The sequence below is a fragment of the Nocardia sp. NPDC059177 genome (assembly GCF_042755165.1).
In the GTDB taxonomy this organism is placed as follows: domain Bacteria; phylum Actinomycetota; class Actinomycetes; order Mycobacteriales; family Mycobacteriaceae; genus Nocardia.
The window spans coordinates 121,714-136,235 of record NZ_JBHZBX010000003.1 but is presented as its reverse complement, the minus strand read 5'-3'; the positions used below and the strand labels follow the sequence as shown (position 1 = coordinate 136,235).

Genomic DNA, 14,522 nt, shown 5'->3' with positions numbered 1-14,522 from the left:
CTCACGGCGACGGACGGTGGTCAGTCCTCGAGTGCCAGGGCCTGACGCATGGTCAGGCGGCCCTGGGTCTGCATGAGCGAGCGGCGGTAGATGCGTTCGGCGACCAGCACGATGCCGTAGGTGGCCACGGCCATCAGTCCCAATGCCACGAGCGGTTCCCACCAGGCGGCGGTGCCCTCGGCCAGGCGGCCCGGCATGGCGACGATGGACATGATCGGCACATACGAGGCCACCACCCGGGGGGTGCCGGTGAGGAAGATGCCGGCGAACAGCACGATCATGATCAGCATCGACAGGGGAGTGGCGGTGGACTGGAGGTCCTCGCTGCGGGTCGCCAGCGCACCGGCCACCGCCCACAGACTGGCCAGCGCGATGAACCCGACCACGAAGAACACGATGAACCAGCCCGCGGCCCCGGCGATCTGGCCCAGCTGATCGGCCCGATCGGTCGCCACCAGCCCGAGCAACCCGGCCCCGACGAACAGCGCCAGCTGCGCGAAGGCCAGCACGGTATTGCCGACGACCTTGCCGATCAGCAACTGCCGCAACGGCATCGCGCTGGCCAGGATCTCCACGATCCGGTTCTGCTTCTCCTCCACCACACTCTGCGCGATCGACATGCCGAACAGCACCGAAGCCAGATAGAACAGGAACGCGAAGACCAGCGCCACGATCTTGCTCAGCCCCGGGTCGACCGCGCCCTTGTCCAGCAGGTCGTAACTCACCACCGCGCCGCGCCCCAGCTCCTCGAGCGAGACACCCGCGGCCGCGGCATTGCGCTGTAGGGCCAGTTGCTGGGCGGCGGCGGTGATGTAGGTGGTGGCCTCGTCGTCCTCGGCGGTTTTGCCGACCAGCAGCCAGCCCGAATCTGCGGGCACCAGACCCACATCGACGACCTCGTCCCGCACCTGCTGTTCGACGGCCGCACGGTCGGCGACCTCGTGCGCGATGAAGGTGGTGTCGCTGTCGGCGGCGGTGGCCAGGCCGTTCGCGGTCTCCACCACGGCCGCGGTCGCAGGCCCGGTGATCGCCACGTCGATCTTGTCCGGCCTGCTGCCGAGGAATCCGCTGACCGCCAGCGACGCGACGATCGCCACGATCGTCACCACCGTCGAGACGACGAAGTTGCGATCCCGCAGCTTCACCACGATCTCGCGGACCGCGACGATCCGCCACACCCCGCTCATGCGCGGTCGCCTTCCGTGGTCACGCAGGCTGCCGCCGCCAGGCGCTGAGCTCTCATGCCGTCACCTCCCGGTAGATCTCGGCCACGGTCGGTCGCGCCTCGGCGAACTCCCGCACCGATCCGCGCACCAGCGCTTCCTGCAACACCTCGTCGGTCCCCGCGCCGGCCAGTTCCAGCACCGCCGCCGACCCGTCGAGCGAGATCACCCGCACCCCGGCGAACTCCCGCAACCACCCCGGATCACTGTCGAGGACCAGCCGGTACCGTGCCGCGCTCCCCGCGCGCAGCGACTCGACCGAGCCCTGCCCGACCACCCGTCCGCGCGACAGGATGACCAGCTGGTCGCAGAGCCGCTCCACCAGATCCAGCTGATGCGAGGAGAACAGCACCGGCACACCCTGATCGGCGTACTCGCGCAGCAACTCCACCATCGAATCCACCGCGGCCGGGTCGAGCCCGGAGAACGGCTCGTCCAGGATCAGCGCGGTGGGCTGGGCGATCACCGCGGCCGCGATCTGCACCCGCTGCTGATTGCCCAGCGACAGCGACTCGAGTTTGTCCTTGCCCCGCTCGGCCAGCCCGAAGCGCGCCAGCAGTTCCCCGGCCCGCTGCTTGGCCCCGGACGCGCTCATACCGCGCAGCCGGGCCAGATAGACCAGCTGATCGAGCACCGGCTGCTTCGGATATAGCCCGCGTTCTTCGGGCATATAACCGAAGGAGCGCCGATCCTGCGCGGTCACCGGCCTGCCGTCCCAGCGGATCTCGCCGGACTGCACGGCCAGCACCCCCATGATCATCCGCATGGTGGTGGTCTTGCCCGCCCCGTTGCCGCCGACGAACCCCGTCAGCGCGCCGGGTGGCACACCGAAGGACACTCCGTCGACCGCCACGTGCTCGCCGAACCGGCGCACCAGCTGCGCGACTTCCAGCATCGAGTCCTCCCCGTCTGTCGTCCCGATCACAACCGTACCGATTCAACGACTTTCGGGGGGTGGCACTCAGCGCGGGGTGACCCAGGTGGTGATGTCGGCGTGCACGACCTCGATGCCGTCCTTGTCGTAGATCGACACCGGCACCGTCAGCTCGGTGCCCTCGGTGATCGCGGCGAAGTCGGGCACCTCGGCCAGCTTCGCGACCGCGCGCAGCCCGCTCTCGGCCTTGGTCAGGTACTGCACGTTCATCGCCTTGGGAATCCAGCGGTGCGTGGTCGGGACGGTGGCCTCGCTGAGCATCCCCATCGCCACCTCGGCCAGATTGCAGGCCGCGATCGCGTGGAAGGTGCCGAGGTGGTTGTGGATGCCGAACCACTTGGGCGAGGTCACCTCGCAGATGCCCGGCTCGAGCCGGACCACCTGGGGCAGCACGGTGCCGAAGTAGGGGACCCGGGCGACCATGCCCAGGGAGAACAGCGTGTGGCCGAGGCGGTTGTCCGGCAGCTTCTTCCAGCCGCGGTAGGTCGCGGTTTCCTGTGTCATGCGCGCTATCTTACTCAAAAGTAAGATAGCGCGGAACCCTCGATCGCCGAGGCCGGCATCGTGCCAGCTACCATGAGCGAGCACAGCCCGTTCCGGCGATACGGTCCAGGTAGACGCCCCCGAGGGGCGTGATCGATACCTCATGACCCCCGATTTGAAGAGCGTTGTCGGGATGGTGCATACTGTTCGGGTTGCCTTGCACAGGATCGTGCCCTCTCCTTGGAGAAGGCAGATCGAGTCAGGCGAGCAGAAGTTTGTATTCCCCCGGTTCGCCGGGTGCGGATACGTCCGGGACCACGTTCCAGGCCGATGATGAGTAAGTGATCAGGGCTGAAGAATGAGCGAAAAGGCGACACGCCCGACCGCGTGGACCGGAGCACCATGACAGATGAACAGCGGCGAGGATCGGGCGGTGCCCGGTCACGGTCTTCAACTTGTTCCTCGCGCGAGCGGGGATGAGCCCGTGTGTTCGGACTGTGCAAATGAGGGTGGTGCGGGAGCTTGCTCCTGTGACCACGAAGGAAAGCGGAGAAAAGGACACTTAGCGTGGCGGGACAAAAGATCCGCATCAGGCTCAAGGCCTATGACCACGAGGCGATCGACGCGTCTGCGCGCAAGATCGTGGAGACGGTGACCCGCACTGGCGCCCGTGTGGTCGGGCCTGTGCCGTTGCCCACCGAGAAGAACGTGTACTGCGTCATCCGTTCGCCGCACAAGTACAAGGACTCGCGCGAACACTTCGAGATGCGTACGCACAAGCGCCTCATCGACATCCTCGACCCGACGCCGAAGACGGTCGACGCGCTCATGCGCATCGACCTGCCGGCCAGCGTCGACGTCAACATTCAGTGACGGGGACTCGAGATATGACTGACAACAAGAACCGGCCCGCAGCCGGCATCCTGGGCACCAAGCTCGGCATGACCCAGGTCTTCGACGAGAAGAACCGCGTCGTCCCGGTCACCGTCATCAAGGCGGGCCCGAACGTGGTCACCCAGATCCGCACCGTGGAGCGCGACGGCTACTCGGCCGTGCAGATCGCTTTCGGCGCCATCGACCCGCGCAAGGTGAACAAGCCGACTTCCGGCCAGTTCGCCAAGGCCGGTGTCACCCCGCGCCGCCACGTCACCGAGATCCGCGTCGCGGATGCCTCCACCTTCGAGGTCGGCCAGGAGCTCTCCGCCGACGTCTTCGAAGAGGGCACCTACGTCGACGTGACCGGTATCAGCAAGGGCAAGGGCTTCGCCGGCACCATGAAGCGTCACGGCTTCAAGGGCCAGGGCGCCTCGCACGGTGCGCAGGCTGTGCACCGTCGCCCGGGTTCCATCGGTGGCTGCGCCACCCCCGGCCGCGTGTTCAAGGGCATGCGCATGTCGGGCCGTATGGGTAACGACCGCGTCACCACGCAGAACCTCTCGGTTCACAAGGTCGACGCCGAGAACGGCCTGCTCCTGGTCAAGGGTGCCATCCCCGGCCGCAAGGGCAACGTCGTGATCGTCAAGAGCGCCGTGAAGGGTGGTGCGCACGCATGACCAGCCTCGACAAGAAGGCCAACCTGACGCTGACCGTTAAGGCCGCAGGCGGCAAGACCGAAGGCACCGTCGACCTCCCCGCGGAGATCTTCGACGTGACCGCCAACGTCGCGCTGATGCACCAGGTCGTCATCGCGCAGCTGGCCGCCGCTCGCCAGGGCACCCACTCCACGAAGACTCGTGGTGAGGTCTCCGGTGGTGGCAAGAAGCCGTACCGCCAGAAGGGCACCGGCCGCGCCCGCCAGGGTTCGACCCGTGCGCCGCAGTTCGCCGGCGGTGGCACCGTCCACGGCCCGCAGCCGCGTGACTACAGCCAGCGGACCCCCAAGAAGATGAAGGCCGCCGCCCTGCGTGGCGCCCTGTCCGACCGGGCCCGCAACGAGCGCATCCACGTGATCACCGAACTGGTCGCGGGTCAGACCCCGTCGACCAAGCTCGCCAAGAGCTTCCTGTCCGAGCTGTCGGACCGCAAGAAGTTCCTGGTCGTCGTCGGTCGCGAGGACGTCGCCGCGTGGAAGAGCGTGGCGAACCTGCAGAACGTGCTGCCGATCGCCCCGGATCAGCTCAACACCTACGACGTGCTCAACAGCGACGACGTGGTGTTCAGCGTCGAGGCCCTGAACGCCTTCGTTCACGGTCCCGCCGAGGCGGCCCAGGAGGAGAGCAAGTGAGCACCATCGCCGACCCCCGCGACATCCTGCTCGCACCGGTCATCTCGGAGAAGTCCTACGGACTGATCGAGGAAGGCACCTACACCTTCCTGGTGCACCCGGATTCGAACAAGACGCAGATCAAGATCGCCGTCGAGAAGGTTTTCGGCGTCAAGGTCACCAGCGTCAACACCGCCAACCGTCAGGGCAAGCGCAAGCGGACCCGCTTCGGTTACGGCAAGCGCAAGGACACCAAGCGCGCGCTCGTGACCATCTCGGCCGACAGCAAGCCCATCGAGATCTTCGGAGGCCCGGTCGCGTAAGCGGCTGGTCATCCAGAAAGTAGAGAAGAACTCATGGCAATCCGTAAGTACAAGCCGACAACGCCGGGCCGTCGTGGCTCCAGCGTCTCGGACTTCGCCGAGATCACCCGGTCGACGCCGGAGAAGTCGCTGCTGCGCCCGCTCACCAAGTCCGGTGGCCGTAACGCGCACGGTCGCATCACCACGCGTCACCGCGGTGGCGGTCACAAGCGTGCCTACCGTGTCATCGACTTCCGTCGCCTGGACAAGGACGGCATCCCGGCCAAGGTCGCGCACATCGAGTACGACCCGAACCGCACCGCCAACATCGCACTGCTGCACTTCGCCGACGGCGAGAAGCGCTACATCATCGCGCCGAAGGGCATCCAGCAGGGCAGCCCGATCGAGTCCGGCCCCACGGCCGACATCAAGCCGGGCAACAACCTGCCGCTGCGCAACATCCCGACCGGTACCACGATCCACAACGTGGAGCTGCGTCCGGGCGGCGGCGCCAAGATGGCCCGTGCCGCAGGCATGAGCATCCAGCTGCTGGGCAAGGAAGGGCCGTACGCGACCCTGCGTATGCCCTCCGGTGAAATCCGCCGTGTCGACGTGCGCTGCCGCGCCACCGTCGGCGAGGTCGGCAACGCCGAGCAGTCGAACATCAACTGGGGCAAGGCCGGCCGTATGCGCTGGAAGGGCCGCCGTCCTACCGTCCGTGGTGTCGTCATGAACCCGGTCGACCACCCGCACGGTGGTGGTGAGGGTAAGACCTCCGGTGGTCGCCACCCGGTCTCCCCGTGGGGCCAGCCGGAAGGCCGTACCCGCAAGCCCAACCGTCCGAGTGACAAGCTCATCGTTCGCCGCCGCAAGACCGGCAAGAAGCGCTAAGGAGGAGGTAAGAAATGCCACGCAGCCTCAAGAAGGGCCCGTTCGTCGACGACCACCTCCTCGCGAAGGTGGACGTGCAGAACGAGAAGGGCACGAAGCAGGTCATCAAGACCTGGTCGCGTCGCTCGACCATCATCCCCGATTTCATCGGCCACACTTTCGCCGTCCACGACGGTCGCAAGCATGTCCCGGTGTTCATCTCGGACAACATGGTCGGCCACAAGCTCGGTGAGTTCGCGCCGACCAGGACGTTCAAGAGCCACGTCAAGGACGACCGGAAGAGCAAGCGGCGATGACTGAAACCAACACCGAAACGGTTCAGAACCCGACTGCCCGCGCCACCGCTAAGCACGTGCGGGTCACCCCGATGAAGGCGCGTCGCGTCGTGGACCTGGTCCGCGGACAGCGCGTCGAGGACGCCCTGGCGATCCTGAAGTTCGCGCCGCAGGCCGCGAGCGAGCCGGTCGCCAAGGTCGTGGCCAGTGCCGCGGCGAACGCCGAGAACAACCTCGGCCTCAACCCGGCCACCCTGGTCATCTCGACGGCCTACGTCGACGAGGGCGCCACCATGAAGCGTTTCCAGCCGCGGGCCCAGGGCCGCGCGTTCCGGATCCGCAAGCGCACCAGCCACATCACCATCGAGGTCGAGAGCGTGCCCACTGCCGGCGCTGCCACTCGTAGCCGCCGGAAGGGAGGGGCAAAGTAAATGGGACAGAAAATCAACCCCCATGGCTTCCGCCTCGGTATCACCACCGACTGGAAGTCGCGTTGGTACGCGGACAAGCAGTACGCGGAATACGTGAAGGAAGACGTTCAGATCCGCAAGCTCCTCGCCACTGGCATGGAGCGGGCCGGTATCTCGAAGGTCGAGATCGAGCGCACCCGTGATCGCGTCCGTGTGGATATCCACACCGCGCGTCCCGGCATCGTGATCGGTCGCCGTGGCGCGGAGGCCGACCGCATCCGCGCCGAGCTGGAGAAGCTCACCAAGAAGCAGGTTCAGCTGAACATCCTCGAGGTCAAGAACCCCGAGTCGGATGCGCAGCTGGTCGCTCAGGGTGTCGCCGAGCAGCTCAGCAACCGTGTGGCGTTCCGTCGCGCGATGCGTAAGGCCATCCAGTCGGCCATGCGTTCGCCGAACGTCAAGGGCATCCGCGTGCAGTGCTCGGGCCGCCTCGGTGGCGCCGAAATGTCGCGCTCGGAGTTCTACCGTGAGGGTCGCGTCCCGCTGCACACGCTGCGCGCGGACATCGACTACGGCCTCTACGAGGCCAAGACCACCTTCGGTCGCATCGGCGTGAAGGTCTGGATCTACAAGGGTGACATCGTCGGTGGTCGTCGTGAGCTGACCGCTGCCGCTGCTGCTCCGGAGCGCCCGCGCCGCGAGCGTCCGAGCCGCCCGCGTCGTTCCGGTTCCGCCGGCACCACCGCGACCAGCACCGAGGTCGGGCGCGCCGCCACCGCAGTGGCGGAGGCTCCGGCAGAGAGTCAGGAGGGCTGACGCATGCTGATGCCCCGTAGGGTCAAGCACCGCAAGCAGCACCACCCCGGTCGCTCCGGCATGTCCAAGGGCGGCACCGCGGTGGCGTTCGGTGAGTACGGCATCCAGGCTCTCGAGCCCGCCTACGTCACCAACCGTCAGATCGAGTCGGCGCGTATCGCGATGACCCGCCACATCAAGCGTGGCGGCAAGATCTGGATCAACATCTACCCCGACCGCCCGCTCACCAAGAAGCCGGCCGAAACCCGCATGGGTTCCGGTAAGGGTTCGCCGGAGTGGTGGGTCGCGAACGTGAAGCCCGGTCGGGTCATGTTCGAGATGTCTTACCCCAACGAGGAGACCGCTCGTGAGGCCCTGCGCCGCGCGATGCACAAGCTCCCCATGAAGTGCAGGATCGTGACCAGGGAGGAGCAGTTCTGATGGCTACCGGAACACCGGCCGCAGAGCTCCGCGAGCTCAACGAAGAAGAGCTCGTGGCCCGCCTGCGTGAGTCGAAGGAAGAACTCTTCAACCTCCGCTTCCAGATGGCGACGGGTCAGCTCGACAACAACCGTCGTCTGCGCGTCGTCCGTCACGAGATCGCGCGCATCTACACGGTCATGCGTGAGCGCGAGCTCGGCCTGGCCTCGGCACCCGCTGGCAAGGGAGATGCGGCATGAGCGAGAACACCGAAGAGCGCAACAGCCGCAAGGTTCGTACCGGCTACGTTGTCTCGGACAAGATGAACAAGACGATCGTCGTCGAGCTGGAAGACCGTCACCGGCACAAGCTCTACGGCAAGATCATTCGCACCACCTCCAAGGTGAAGGCGCATGACGAGAACGAGACCGCCGGTGTCGGCGACCGCGTTCAGCTGATGGAGACCCGCCCGCTGTCGGCCACCAAGCGCTGGCGTCTGGTCGAGGTCCTGGAGAAGGCCAAGTAGCCTCCCTCCTCGATCCATCGAGATCGTTGCCACGAAGGCCCGTTTCCCCAGGGAAGCGGGCCTTCGTCGTGCCGTCGGCAGATTGATACCTTGCTGGTATCATCGAGCGATGGCGATGACTCTACGGCTCAATGGGGACGACGACCGGCGGCTGACCGAGCTGGCCGAGCGGCTCGGCCGGAGCAAACAGGACCTGGCCCAGGAAGCGATTCACATGTACGTCACTCGGCAGGCGGAGGCGTTCGGGTCCATGATCGACTCGATCATGGATGAGCATGCCGAACTGATGCGCCGCCTCGCGTGATCTATCTCGATCTCGCTGAGGTCGTCGCCATTGCCCGCGCGGTGAACAAGACGCCGCACGCCGTAGGCGACATCGGTCTGCTGGCCAGCGCCGTCGAGCGGCCGAAGGCAACAGTATTCGGCCAGGAAGCGTACCCGGGGTTGTTGCTCAAGGCCGCCGCTCTCCTGCATTCGATCGCGCGAAACCATGCCCTGATCGATGGGAACAAGCGAACGGCGTTCGTCGCGAGTGTCGCCATGCTCCGGCTGAACGGATATCGTGTTCGCCCGCTCCCCGACGAGCAGGAGGAGCTGATGAACCGGATCGCGACGGGCGACGTGGATGTCGCCGAGATAGCGAAGAGCCTGGAGCTGTGGTCCGCGCGGACCTGAGGTCTCAACCAGTGAAAGCGTAGGGCTGGCGGATCTTTCGGGCGAAGTCGACGACATTGGTGACGGTGCTGCCGGAGACGCCGACCTCGGCGCCGATGCTGCGGGCGGTCCAGGACTGATCGGTGAGTTCTAGAATCTCCTCGATCTGATCGAGGGTCAGGCGCAGCGGGCTGCGGTGGGCGATCTGGCGGGCCAGGGCGCGGACCTCGGTGTCGTCGTCGAAGTCGTGGGGGTCGAGGTCCTCGTCCGGCTCGTCGATGGTGAGGTCTTCGGCCGGCTCGGGCAGCGGCTGCTCGGCGGCCGGCTGAGGCGCGGCCTCCGGCTCGTTCGTGAGGGTCAGCTGTTCGGGTAGGCCGACCTGGGGCTGTGGATCGGTGTGCATCGTCGCCGATTCGGCGGATGCCGTGTCGCCGTTGTGGTCACGGGCGACGGTGCCGGCGTGCGCCGTCGCCTCGGGAACCGGGTCGGTACCGGTCGCGTCGCCCGCTGTGCTCTGCGCGGCGGCGGTCACCGGTATTCGCCGCGTGCCGGCCACGGCCGGACGAGCCGCGTGTTCGTTCCCAATGGGCCGATGGTCGGCGGCGGCCTTGTGGATCAATTCGAGGGTGCCGGGGGCAGTCGGTTTCTCGGTCGCGACCCGGCGGGCATCGCGCGGAACGTGTGCGCGCTCGGCCGGCGCAGTGACAACCACCTGGGCGTCGGCTTCGGTATCTGTGGCACCAGCGGCGATCGCTTCGGCGGTCGGATAGCTCGGCTGAGCCAGCCGCTCGGCCGGGGTGTATCCCGGTTGATCGCCCGGCAGTTCCACCGATGCGCTTTCGATGAGCAGCGCGTACCGGGCCGACACCCACGCGTGCAACCAGATCACCACGCCTACCATCACCGGGGCGATCGCGTATTCGGCTGCGCGGCCGAAGGATCCGGCGGCCAGGTGGGGGCCGGCGTTGAGGGCGACGGTGGTGCCGAGCAGGGCGAGTTCGAACAGCAGGACCTTGCCGCGTTCGAGTTCGCGGCCCCAGCGGGCGGCGGTGGTGGCGGCGACCATGATGGTGATGATCGGGATGGAGATCATCGCTTCGATGCCGTAGCTGAGCCAGTAGAGCGGGTCGCTCATGTCGCCGCTGGGTACCAGGTTGCGCTGGACGTTCACCCCCGCCCAGACCATGCCGAGCACGACAACACCGATCAGTGCCCGCGATGACCATTCCGAACGGCGATAGAGCTGGGCGAGCCGGGCATCGGCGCTCGACACCCGGCGCCGCGCGGCCAGCGCCTTGCGATGCCAGCGGGCGTCGGCCTCGTCGGCGCGGCGGATGAGTGCACCGGTGCGCCGATCGCGCTGGTCGGCGGCGAGTTCGTCGGCGACGGCGCGGCGGCGTTGTTTGCGGCGCTGGGCCCTGATCCATTCGGCGAGTTCACGTTCGGCGCGGATCTCCTCGGCCGAGAGCGCCTCGTAGAGCGCGGCGTCGTGCTGCAGCCCGATCTTGCCCCGCGCGGTCGCGACCTGCTGGGCCAGCGCCGTGATCTCGGTGTCCGGTGTGCGCAGGGCATTCTCGATCGACCGATCGTCGGACATCTCGCGCCTTCCGCGTCACTCGAACATATGGACTATCGAACATATGTGTGATTGCCAGAGAGCGTAAACGTCGCGCGCGTGTGGGTCAACGGTGCACGAGATCGGCGCCGCGTCGATCGGTCCGTAAACCTCGCGCGTGCGGTCGATGACAAGCGGCGAATCAGGCGAGCGGGGCGTACCGGGCAGCGCCGACGAGCCGGCCGCGGTCCGGGACGACGTGGCGACCACCCTGGGAATCAGCTGTCGGGCTCGCCCAGCACGCGGCGGCCTTCGTAGGCGTCGCGGGCCGCCGAACCACGTACCGCCGCCACCTGATTCGGGACCGCGCGCCGCAGCAGGGGGTCGCGCAGACGCTGGGGGAGCAGCCCGGCCAGGTGGACCAGCGGGCTGACGTATCCCGGGATCGACACCTCGAACCGTGGCCGCTCGACCACATCGAGCACCGCGCGCGCGACATCGCCGGGCTGGAGCAGTTTCGCGGCGCCCGTGGCGGTGCCGACCGCGAGCTCGGTGTCGACCACACCCGGCATGACGACCGAGACCCGCACGCCGGTACCGCGCAGTTCCTCGCGCACGCCGGTCAGGTAGCCGAGCACGCCGTGTTTGGTCGCGGCGTAGGTGGATTCCCCGGGCGGGGAGACCTTGGCCGCCGCCGAGGCGATGGTGACGATGTGCCCGCGCCGCCGCGTCCGCATGCCCGGCGCGACCAACCGCACGCCCCGGATGACACCGTGCAGGTTCACCGCGATCATCCGGGCCGTCGCGGTGTCGGGTTCGGCGTCGAAGGAGCCGACCCACATCACGCCCGCGTTGTTGACGAGCACATCGATCGGCCCGAGCAGCGCTTCGGTGGTCGCGAGGAAGCTGTGGAACGAACGCTCGTCGGTGACGTCGAGTTCGCAGCCGTGCACTGTCCCGGGCAGTTGCCGCGCGACCACCCTGGCATCGTGGCCGGACAGGTCGCCGATGCAGACCCGCGCCCCCGCCTCGGCGAACTGGTGCGCGATCTCGCGGCCGATGCCCGCTGCGCCGCCGGTGATCGCGACGACTAGACCAGCATGGGTGCGTTTCATCGACAAGAGCCTTTCGGATCAGCGGTAACGGCGCTACTGACATGGCATCATGTCAGTAGTCGGGGCTCAGTATTCCATGTCGATCGGAGCGAAGGACAGAGTCTGATGACGGATCACGATGCCGATCGCCCGACAGGCAGGCGCTATCTGGGACAGTCGCAGGCGCAGCGGGCGCACCACCGCAGGCAGATGCTGCTGGACGCGGCACTGGAGGTGTTCGGCACCCAGGGCTACCCCGCCGGTTCGGTGAAGAATCTGTGCGGCGCCGCCGGTCTCACCGAACGCTATTTCTACGAGTCCTTCCGCGACCGCGAAGCCTGCCTGGCCGCCCTCTACGCCGAACTCACCGCCCAGCTGCAGGACCGCACCCTGCGCGCGATCGACGCGGCCGCCGCCCTGGAAACCATGATCGACGCCGGCCTGACCGCCTTCGTCGGCTACCTGACCGACGACCCCCGCCGGGCCAAGGTGGTGCTGATCGAGGTGGTCGGCGTCTCGGCACAGATGGAACAGCGCAGACACGCCGTGCTACGCGAATACGCCGAACTCATCGCCAGCATCTGGGCCACCGCCCGATCCCAACCACTGTCCCTGCATGAACGCCTGACCTGCGTCGCCGTAGTAGGCGGCATCAACCACTTACTGGTCGACTGGCTCCTGGACGGCCGAACCGACGCCCCAGCCGAACTGGTAAAAGTCTGCGCCGCCCTCTTCGCCGCAGTCCGCGCCACCGACCCCGCGCTGGCTGGGGAGTTGCCGCCACATGTTCAGTAAATAAGCAGTTTCCGTCATCGGTGGAATCCTGCTATTGTCTGAACATGGTCGGGTTATCCGAGGATCGTGCCATGGCGAACCTGCTCCAGGCCGCCGTTGAGGCCATTCGTTCGCGGTTGCCGTCGACCTGGTCGGTCACGGTGACGTGGCAGCCGAAACCGCTCAGGGGAATGGGACGGGTCGACGCTTCGCTGATCCTGCGGTCTCCCGCTGGGGCGGAGGTCGAATTCGTCGTCGAGGTCAAAACCTCGGTTACCACCCGTGAGGTTTCTTCCGTGAAGGAGCAGCTGGGTCGATACATGCAGGACACGCCCGGCGTGATCGGCATGGTTGTCGCTTCCTATCTGTCGGAACCGACTCGGGAACGATTATCGGAAGCGGGACTGTCCTATGTGGACATAACCGGCAATATGCTTGTCCGGGGAGATGCTGTCGGCCTGTTCCTCTCGGATCGTGGTGCGCGATCGGATCCCAGACGGGGGCCTGGACGGCCGAAGGAAGGCCTCAACGGCGGACCGGCGGCCAAAGTGGTCCGCGCGCTCGTCGACATTCGAGGACCATGGCGGGTTCGGAATCTGATCACCGAATCCGGTGCATCCACCGGATCGGTGTATCGGGTCCTCGAGTACCTCGAGCAGGAAGAGCTCATCGCCCGGCAGGGCGGCGAGATCGACGTCTTGGATTGGCAGGGGATCCTGCGCCGTTGGAGCACGAGTTATCAATTCCTCCATGCCAACCAGGTGACGCGGTGGATAGCGCCGCGCGGATTGCCGTCGCTGCTGGATCGACTACGAGCGACAGAGGTCGACTACGCGATCACGGGTTCGGTCGCGGCGAGCGCATGGGCGCAGTACGCGCCCGTACGCTCGGCGATGCTCTACACCGCCGATCCGGTCGCCGCCGCGCAGCGATGGGGTCTCCACGCCGCTGAGACCGGTGCCAACGTGCTGATTGCGGAACCGGTGTACCCGGTTGTGCAGCGTCGATCCGTTCGGGCACTGGATGGTTTGGTTATGGCCGCCCCAGCTCAGGTCGTTGTCGACCTGATGACTGGCCCAGGGCGCGCCCCGTCAGAAGCTGAAGAACTCCTCGACTGGATGGGACAAAATGAGTCGGTCTGGCGTAGACGACAGTTTCAGTCCGTTTGATCTTCAATTCCGAACGCGCACGGCTCTGCTCGACGCGCTCGATGCGCTGGCTGAGCATCGGGCCGCTGTCATCGTTGTCGGAGCCCAAGCTGTGTACATGCACACCGGAGATCTCACCATTGCTCTACCGGAGATGACGAAGGACAGCGATGTTGCGATCAATCCCCTTGTCCTCCGGGATGATCCGCGGCTGGAAGTGGCGATGACCGCGGCAGGCTTCGTTCCCAATCTCAATCAGCAGCCAGGCTCGTGGGTGAACCCTCACGGCATCCCGGTGGACCTGATGGTCCCCGAGTATCTGGCCGGACCGGGCGGTCGACAGGCGCGATCAGCGCGTATTCCACCCCATGGAAAGAGAGCGGCCCGTCGAGCGCGTGGACTCGAAGCTGCCCTGATAGATCACCGTGAGGTGGTCGACCGTGAGTTCGTTGATGGTGACACCCGCGCGCTCGTCGCGAATGTGGCTGGACCAGCCGCACTGATCGTTGCGAAGTGCCACAAGATCGCGGAGCGAATCCAGCAGCCCAGCCGACTGAACGACAAGGACGCGCATGACGTCTATCGGCTTCTTGCTGCCTGCGATCCCACGCGCGTAGCGGAGTCGTTCGCAGTGCTGCTCGGCGAGGAAATCAGCCGGGATGTCACCACGGAGGCGGTGACGCATCTGTCGCAACTGTTCGCTGCTGAGGTTGATGCTGTCGGCGCCGCAATGGCTGGACGGGCAGAGGAGGGCTTTGGTGAGCCCGAGTATGTCTCCCGGGCGGTCTGCCTGCTCGCTCGCGAGCTTCTAGCCGCGATCGAGGGGGACGTCTGA

21 protein-coding genes are annotated in these 14,522 nt (G+C 66.6%); 16 read left to right on the top strand and 5 right to left on the bottom strand.

The window, feature by feature from the left end:
• Positions 1–20 precede the first annotated feature (20 nt).
• The 3 genes from ACFXK0_RS05610 to ACFXK0_RS05600 form a co-directional block, all read right to left on the bottom strand.
• The gene (locus tag ACFXK0_RS05610; protein WP_379408615.1) at positions 21–1,187 is read right to left on the bottom strand and encodes an ABC transporter permease; all 1,167 of its coding nucleotides are present in this window, start codon (positions 1,185–1,187) and stop codon (positions 21–23) included.
• A 52-nt stretch (positions 1,188–1,239) separates the two neighbouring features.
• Positions 1,240–2,118 (bottom strand): ABC transporter ATP-binding protein, encoded by an 879-nt coding sequence (locus ACFXK0_RS05605; protein ID WP_379408613.1) that lies wholly within the window; start codon positions 2,116–2,118, stop codon positions 1,240–1,242.
• A 66-nt stretch (positions 2,119–2,184) separates the two neighbouring features.
• Positions 2,185–2,661: a hotdog fold domain-containing protein gene (locus ACFXK0_RS05600; protein ID WP_379408612.1), complete on the bottom strand. Its 477-nt coding sequence runs from the start codon at positions 2,659–2,661 to the stop codon at positions 2,185–2,187.
• Between the two features lie 546 nt (positions 2,662–3,207).
• On the opposite strand from ACFXK0_RS05600, the gene rpsJ reads away from it, so the two are divergent.
• The 13 genes from rpsJ to ACFXK0_RS05535 all read left to right on the top strand — a co-directional run bounded on the left by rpsJ (position 3,208) and on the right by ACFXK0_RS05535 (position 9,137).
• The gene (gene rpsJ / locus ACFXK0_RS05595; protein WP_003938093.1) at positions 3,208–3,513 is read left to right on the top strand and encodes a 30S ribosomal protein S10; all 306 of its coding nucleotides are present in this window, start codon (positions 3,208–3,210) and stop codon (positions 3,511–3,513) included.
• A 14-nt stretch (positions 3,514–3,527) separates the two neighbouring features.
• Positions 3,528–4,193 carry a 50S ribosomal protein L3 gene (gene rplC / locus ACFXK0_RS05590; protein WP_019045016.1) on the top strand — a complete coding sequence of 222 codons (666 nt, stop codon included), beginning with the start codon at positions 3,528–3,530 and terminating at the stop codon, positions 4,191–4,193.
• Complete coding sequence (rplD, locus tag ACFXK0_RS05585) at positions 4,190–4,864, top strand: 50S ribosomal protein L4 (RefSeq protein ID WP_379408611.1); 675 nt, start codon at positions 4,190–4,192, stop codon at positions 4,862–4,864. Before rplC ends, rplD begins: the two co-directional genes overlap by 4 nt.
• The gene (gene rplW / locus ACFXK0_RS05580) at positions 4,861–5,166 is read left to right on the top strand and encodes a 50S ribosomal protein L23 (protein ID WP_019045018.1); all 306 of its coding nucleotides are present in this window, start codon (positions 4,861–4,863) and stop codon (positions 5,164–5,166) included. The genes rplD and rplW overlap by 4 nt, the downstream gene beginning before the upstream one ends.
• A 33-nt stretch (positions 5,167–5,199) precedes the next feature.
• Positions 5,200–6,036 (top strand): 50S ribosomal protein L2, encoded by an 837-nt coding sequence (gene rplB / locus ACFXK0_RS05575; protein ID WP_019045019.1) that lies wholly within the window; start codon positions 5,200–5,202, stop codon positions 6,034–6,036.
• Between the two features lie 14 nt (positions 6,037–6,050).
• A complete protein-coding gene (gene rpsS, locus ACFXK0_RS05570) occupies positions 6,051–6,332 on the top strand; it encodes a 30S ribosomal protein S19 (protein ID WP_056818481.1) in 282 nt (93 codons plus the stop codon).
• Entirely contained in the window at positions 6,329–6,742 is a 414-nt protein-coding gene (gene rplV / locus ACFXK0_RS05565; protein WP_379408609.1) for a 50S ribosomal protein L22, read from the top strand. The genes rpsS and rplV overlap by 4 nt, the downstream gene beginning before the upstream one ends.
• Positions 6,743–7,537, top strand: coding sequence for a 30S ribosomal protein S3 (gene rpsC, locus ACFXK0_RS05560; protein ID WP_302871706.1), 795 nt, complete (start codon positions 6,743–6,745; stop codon positions 7,535–7,537).
• 3 nt (positions 7,538–7,540) lie between these two features.
• Complete coding sequence (rplP, locus tag ACFXK0_RS05555) at positions 7,541–7,957, top strand: 50S ribosomal protein L16 (protein WP_266296839.1); 417 nt, start codon at positions 7,541–7,543, stop codon at positions 7,955–7,957.
• Entirely contained in the window at positions 7,957–8,196 is a 240-nt protein-coding gene (gene rpmC / locus ACFXK0_RS05550; protein ID WP_040686552.1) for a 50S ribosomal protein L29, read from the top strand. Before rplP ends, rpmC begins: the two co-directional genes overlap by 1 nt.
• On the top strand, positions 8,193–8,462 hold the full coding sequence (rpsQ, locus tag ACFXK0_RS05545) for a 30S ribosomal protein S17 (RefSeq protein WP_379408608.1): 270 nt from the start codon (positions 8,193–8,195) through the stop codon (positions 8,460–8,462). Before rpmC ends, rpsQ begins: the two co-directional genes overlap by 4 nt.
• 109 nt (positions 8,463–8,571) lie before the next feature.
• Positions 8,572–8,766 (top strand): ribbon-helix-helix protein, CopG family, encoded by a 195-nt coding sequence (locus ACFXK0_RS05540; RefSeq protein WP_232996604.1) that lies wholly within the window; start codon positions 8,572–8,574, stop codon positions 8,764–8,766.
• Positions 8,763–9,137 (top strand): type II toxin-antitoxin system death-on-curing family toxin, encoded by a 375-nt coding sequence (locus tag ACFXK0_RS05535; RefSeq protein ID WP_379408607.1) that lies wholly within the window; start codon positions 8,763–8,765, stop codon positions 9,135–9,137. Before ACFXK0_RS05540 ends, ACFXK0_RS05535 begins: the two co-directional genes overlap by 4 nt.
• A 4-nt stretch (positions 9,138–9,141) precedes the next feature.
• On the opposite strand, the gene ACFXK0_RS05530 is transcribed toward ACFXK0_RS05535, so the two are convergent.
• Both ACFXK0_RS05530 and ACFXK0_RS05525 read right to left on the bottom strand, forming a co-directional pair.
• Entirely contained in the window at positions 9,142–10,713 is a 1,572-nt protein-coding gene (locus ACFXK0_RS05530; RefSeq protein WP_379408605.1) for a hypothetical protein, read from the bottom strand.
• Between the two features lie 236 nt (positions 10,714–10,949).
• Positions 10,950–11,786: an SDR family oxidoreductase gene (locus ACFXK0_RS05525; protein ID WP_379408604.1), complete on the bottom strand. Its 837-nt coding sequence runs from the start codon at positions 11,784–11,786 to the stop codon at positions 10,950–10,952.
• Positions 11,787–11,891: 105 nt separating this feature from the next.
• Between ACFXK0_RS05525 and ACFXK0_RS05520 the strand changes: the two genes are divergently transcribed.
• The 3 genes from ACFXK0_RS05520 (at position 11,892) to ACFXK0_RS05510 (ending at position 14,522) form a co-directional block, all read left to right on the top strand.
• Positions 11,892–12,560, top strand: a complete 669-nt coding sequence (locus ACFXK0_RS05520) for a TetR/AcrR family transcriptional regulator (RefSeq protein WP_379408603.1) — start codon at positions 11,892–11,894, stop codon at positions 12,558–12,560.
• 71 nt (positions 12,561–12,631) lie between these two features.
• On the top strand, positions 12,632–13,708 hold the full coding sequence (locus tag ACFXK0_RS05515; protein ID WP_379408602.1) for a hypothetical protein: 1,077 nt from the start codon (positions 12,632–12,634) through the stop codon (positions 13,706–13,708).
• Positions 13,668–14,522, top strand: coding sequence for a GSU2403 family nucleotidyltransferase fold protein (locus tag ACFXK0_RS05510; protein ID WP_379408601.1), 855 nt, complete (start codon positions 13,668–13,670; stop codon positions 14,520–14,522). Before ACFXK0_RS05515 ends, ACFXK0_RS05510 begins: the two co-directional genes overlap by 41 nt.

Excerpts from the sequence above, each read along its gene's own strand:
- rpsQ (WP_379408608.1), top strand. The coding sequence starts at position 8,193 with ATGAGCGAGAACACCGAAGAGCGCAACAGCCGCAAGGTTCGTACCGGC.
- ACFXK0_RS05605 (WP_379408613.1), bottom strand. The coding sequence starts at position 2,118 with ATGCTGGAAGTCGCGCAGCTGGTGCGCCGGTTCGGCGAGCACGTGGCG.
- rplD (WP_379408611.1), top strand. The coding sequence starts at position 4,190 with ATGACCAGCCTCGACAAGAAGGCCAACCTGACGCTGACCGTTAAGGCC.
- rplP (WP_266296839.1), top strand. The coding sequence starts at position 7,541 with ATGCTGATGCCCCGTAGGGTCAAGCACCGCAAGCAGCACCACCCCGGT.
- rpsS (WP_056818481.1), top strand. The coding sequence starts at position 6,051 with ATGCCACGCAGCCTCAAGAAGGGCCCGTTCGTCGACGACCACCTCCTC.
- rplC (WP_019045016.1), top strand. The coding sequence starts at position 3,528 with ATGACTGACAACAAGAACCGGCCCGCAGCCGGCATCCTGGGCACCAAG.
- ACFXK0_RS05525 (WP_379408604.1), bottom strand. The coding sequence starts at position 11,786 with ATGAAACGCACCCATGCTGGTCTAGTCGTCGCGATCACCGGCGGCGCA.
- ACFXK0_RS05520 (WP_379408603.1), top strand. The coding sequence starts at position 11,892 with ATGACGGATCACGATGCCGATCGCCCGACAGGCAGGCGCTATCTGGGA.
- ACFXK0_RS05530 (WP_379408605.1), bottom strand. The coding sequence starts at position 10,713 with ATGTCCGACGATCGGTCGATCGAGAATGCCCTGCGCACACCGGACACC.
- ACFXK0_RS05610 (WP_379408615.1), bottom strand. The coding sequence starts at position 1,187 with ATGAGCGGGGTGTGGCGGATCGTCGCGGTCCGCGAGATCGTGGTGAAG.
- ACFXK0_RS05515 (WP_379408602.1), top strand. The coding sequence starts at position 12,632 with ATGGCGAACCTGCTCCAGGCCGCCGTTGAGGCCATTCGTTCGCGGTTG.
- ACFXK0_RS05510 (WP_379408601.1), top strand. The coding sequence starts at position 13,668 with ATGAGTCGGTCTGGCGTAGACGACAGTTTCAGTCCGTTTGATCTTCAA.
- rplB (WP_019045019.1), top strand. The coding sequence starts at position 5,200 with ATGGCAATCCGTAAGTACAAGCCGACAACGCCGGGCCGTCGTGGCTCC.
- ACFXK0_RS05540 (WP_232996604.1), top strand. The coding sequence starts at position 8,572 with ATGGCGATGACTCTACGGCTCAATGGGGACGACGACCGGCGGCTGACC.
- rpsC (WP_302871706.1), top strand. The coding sequence starts at position 6,743 with ATGGGACAGAAAATCAACCCCCATGGCTTCCGCCTCGGTATCACCACC.
- rpmC (WP_040686552.1), top strand. The coding sequence starts at position 7,957 with ATGGCTACCGGAACACCGGCCGCAGAGCTCCGCGAGCTCAACGAAGAA.
- rplV (WP_379408609.1), top strand. The coding sequence starts at position 6,329 with ATGACTGAAACCAACACCGAAACGGTTCAGAACCCGACTGCCCGCGCC.
- ACFXK0_RS05600 (WP_379408612.1), bottom strand. The coding sequence starts at position 2,661 with ATGACACAGGAAACCGCGACCTACCGCGGCTGGAAGAAGCTGCCGGAC.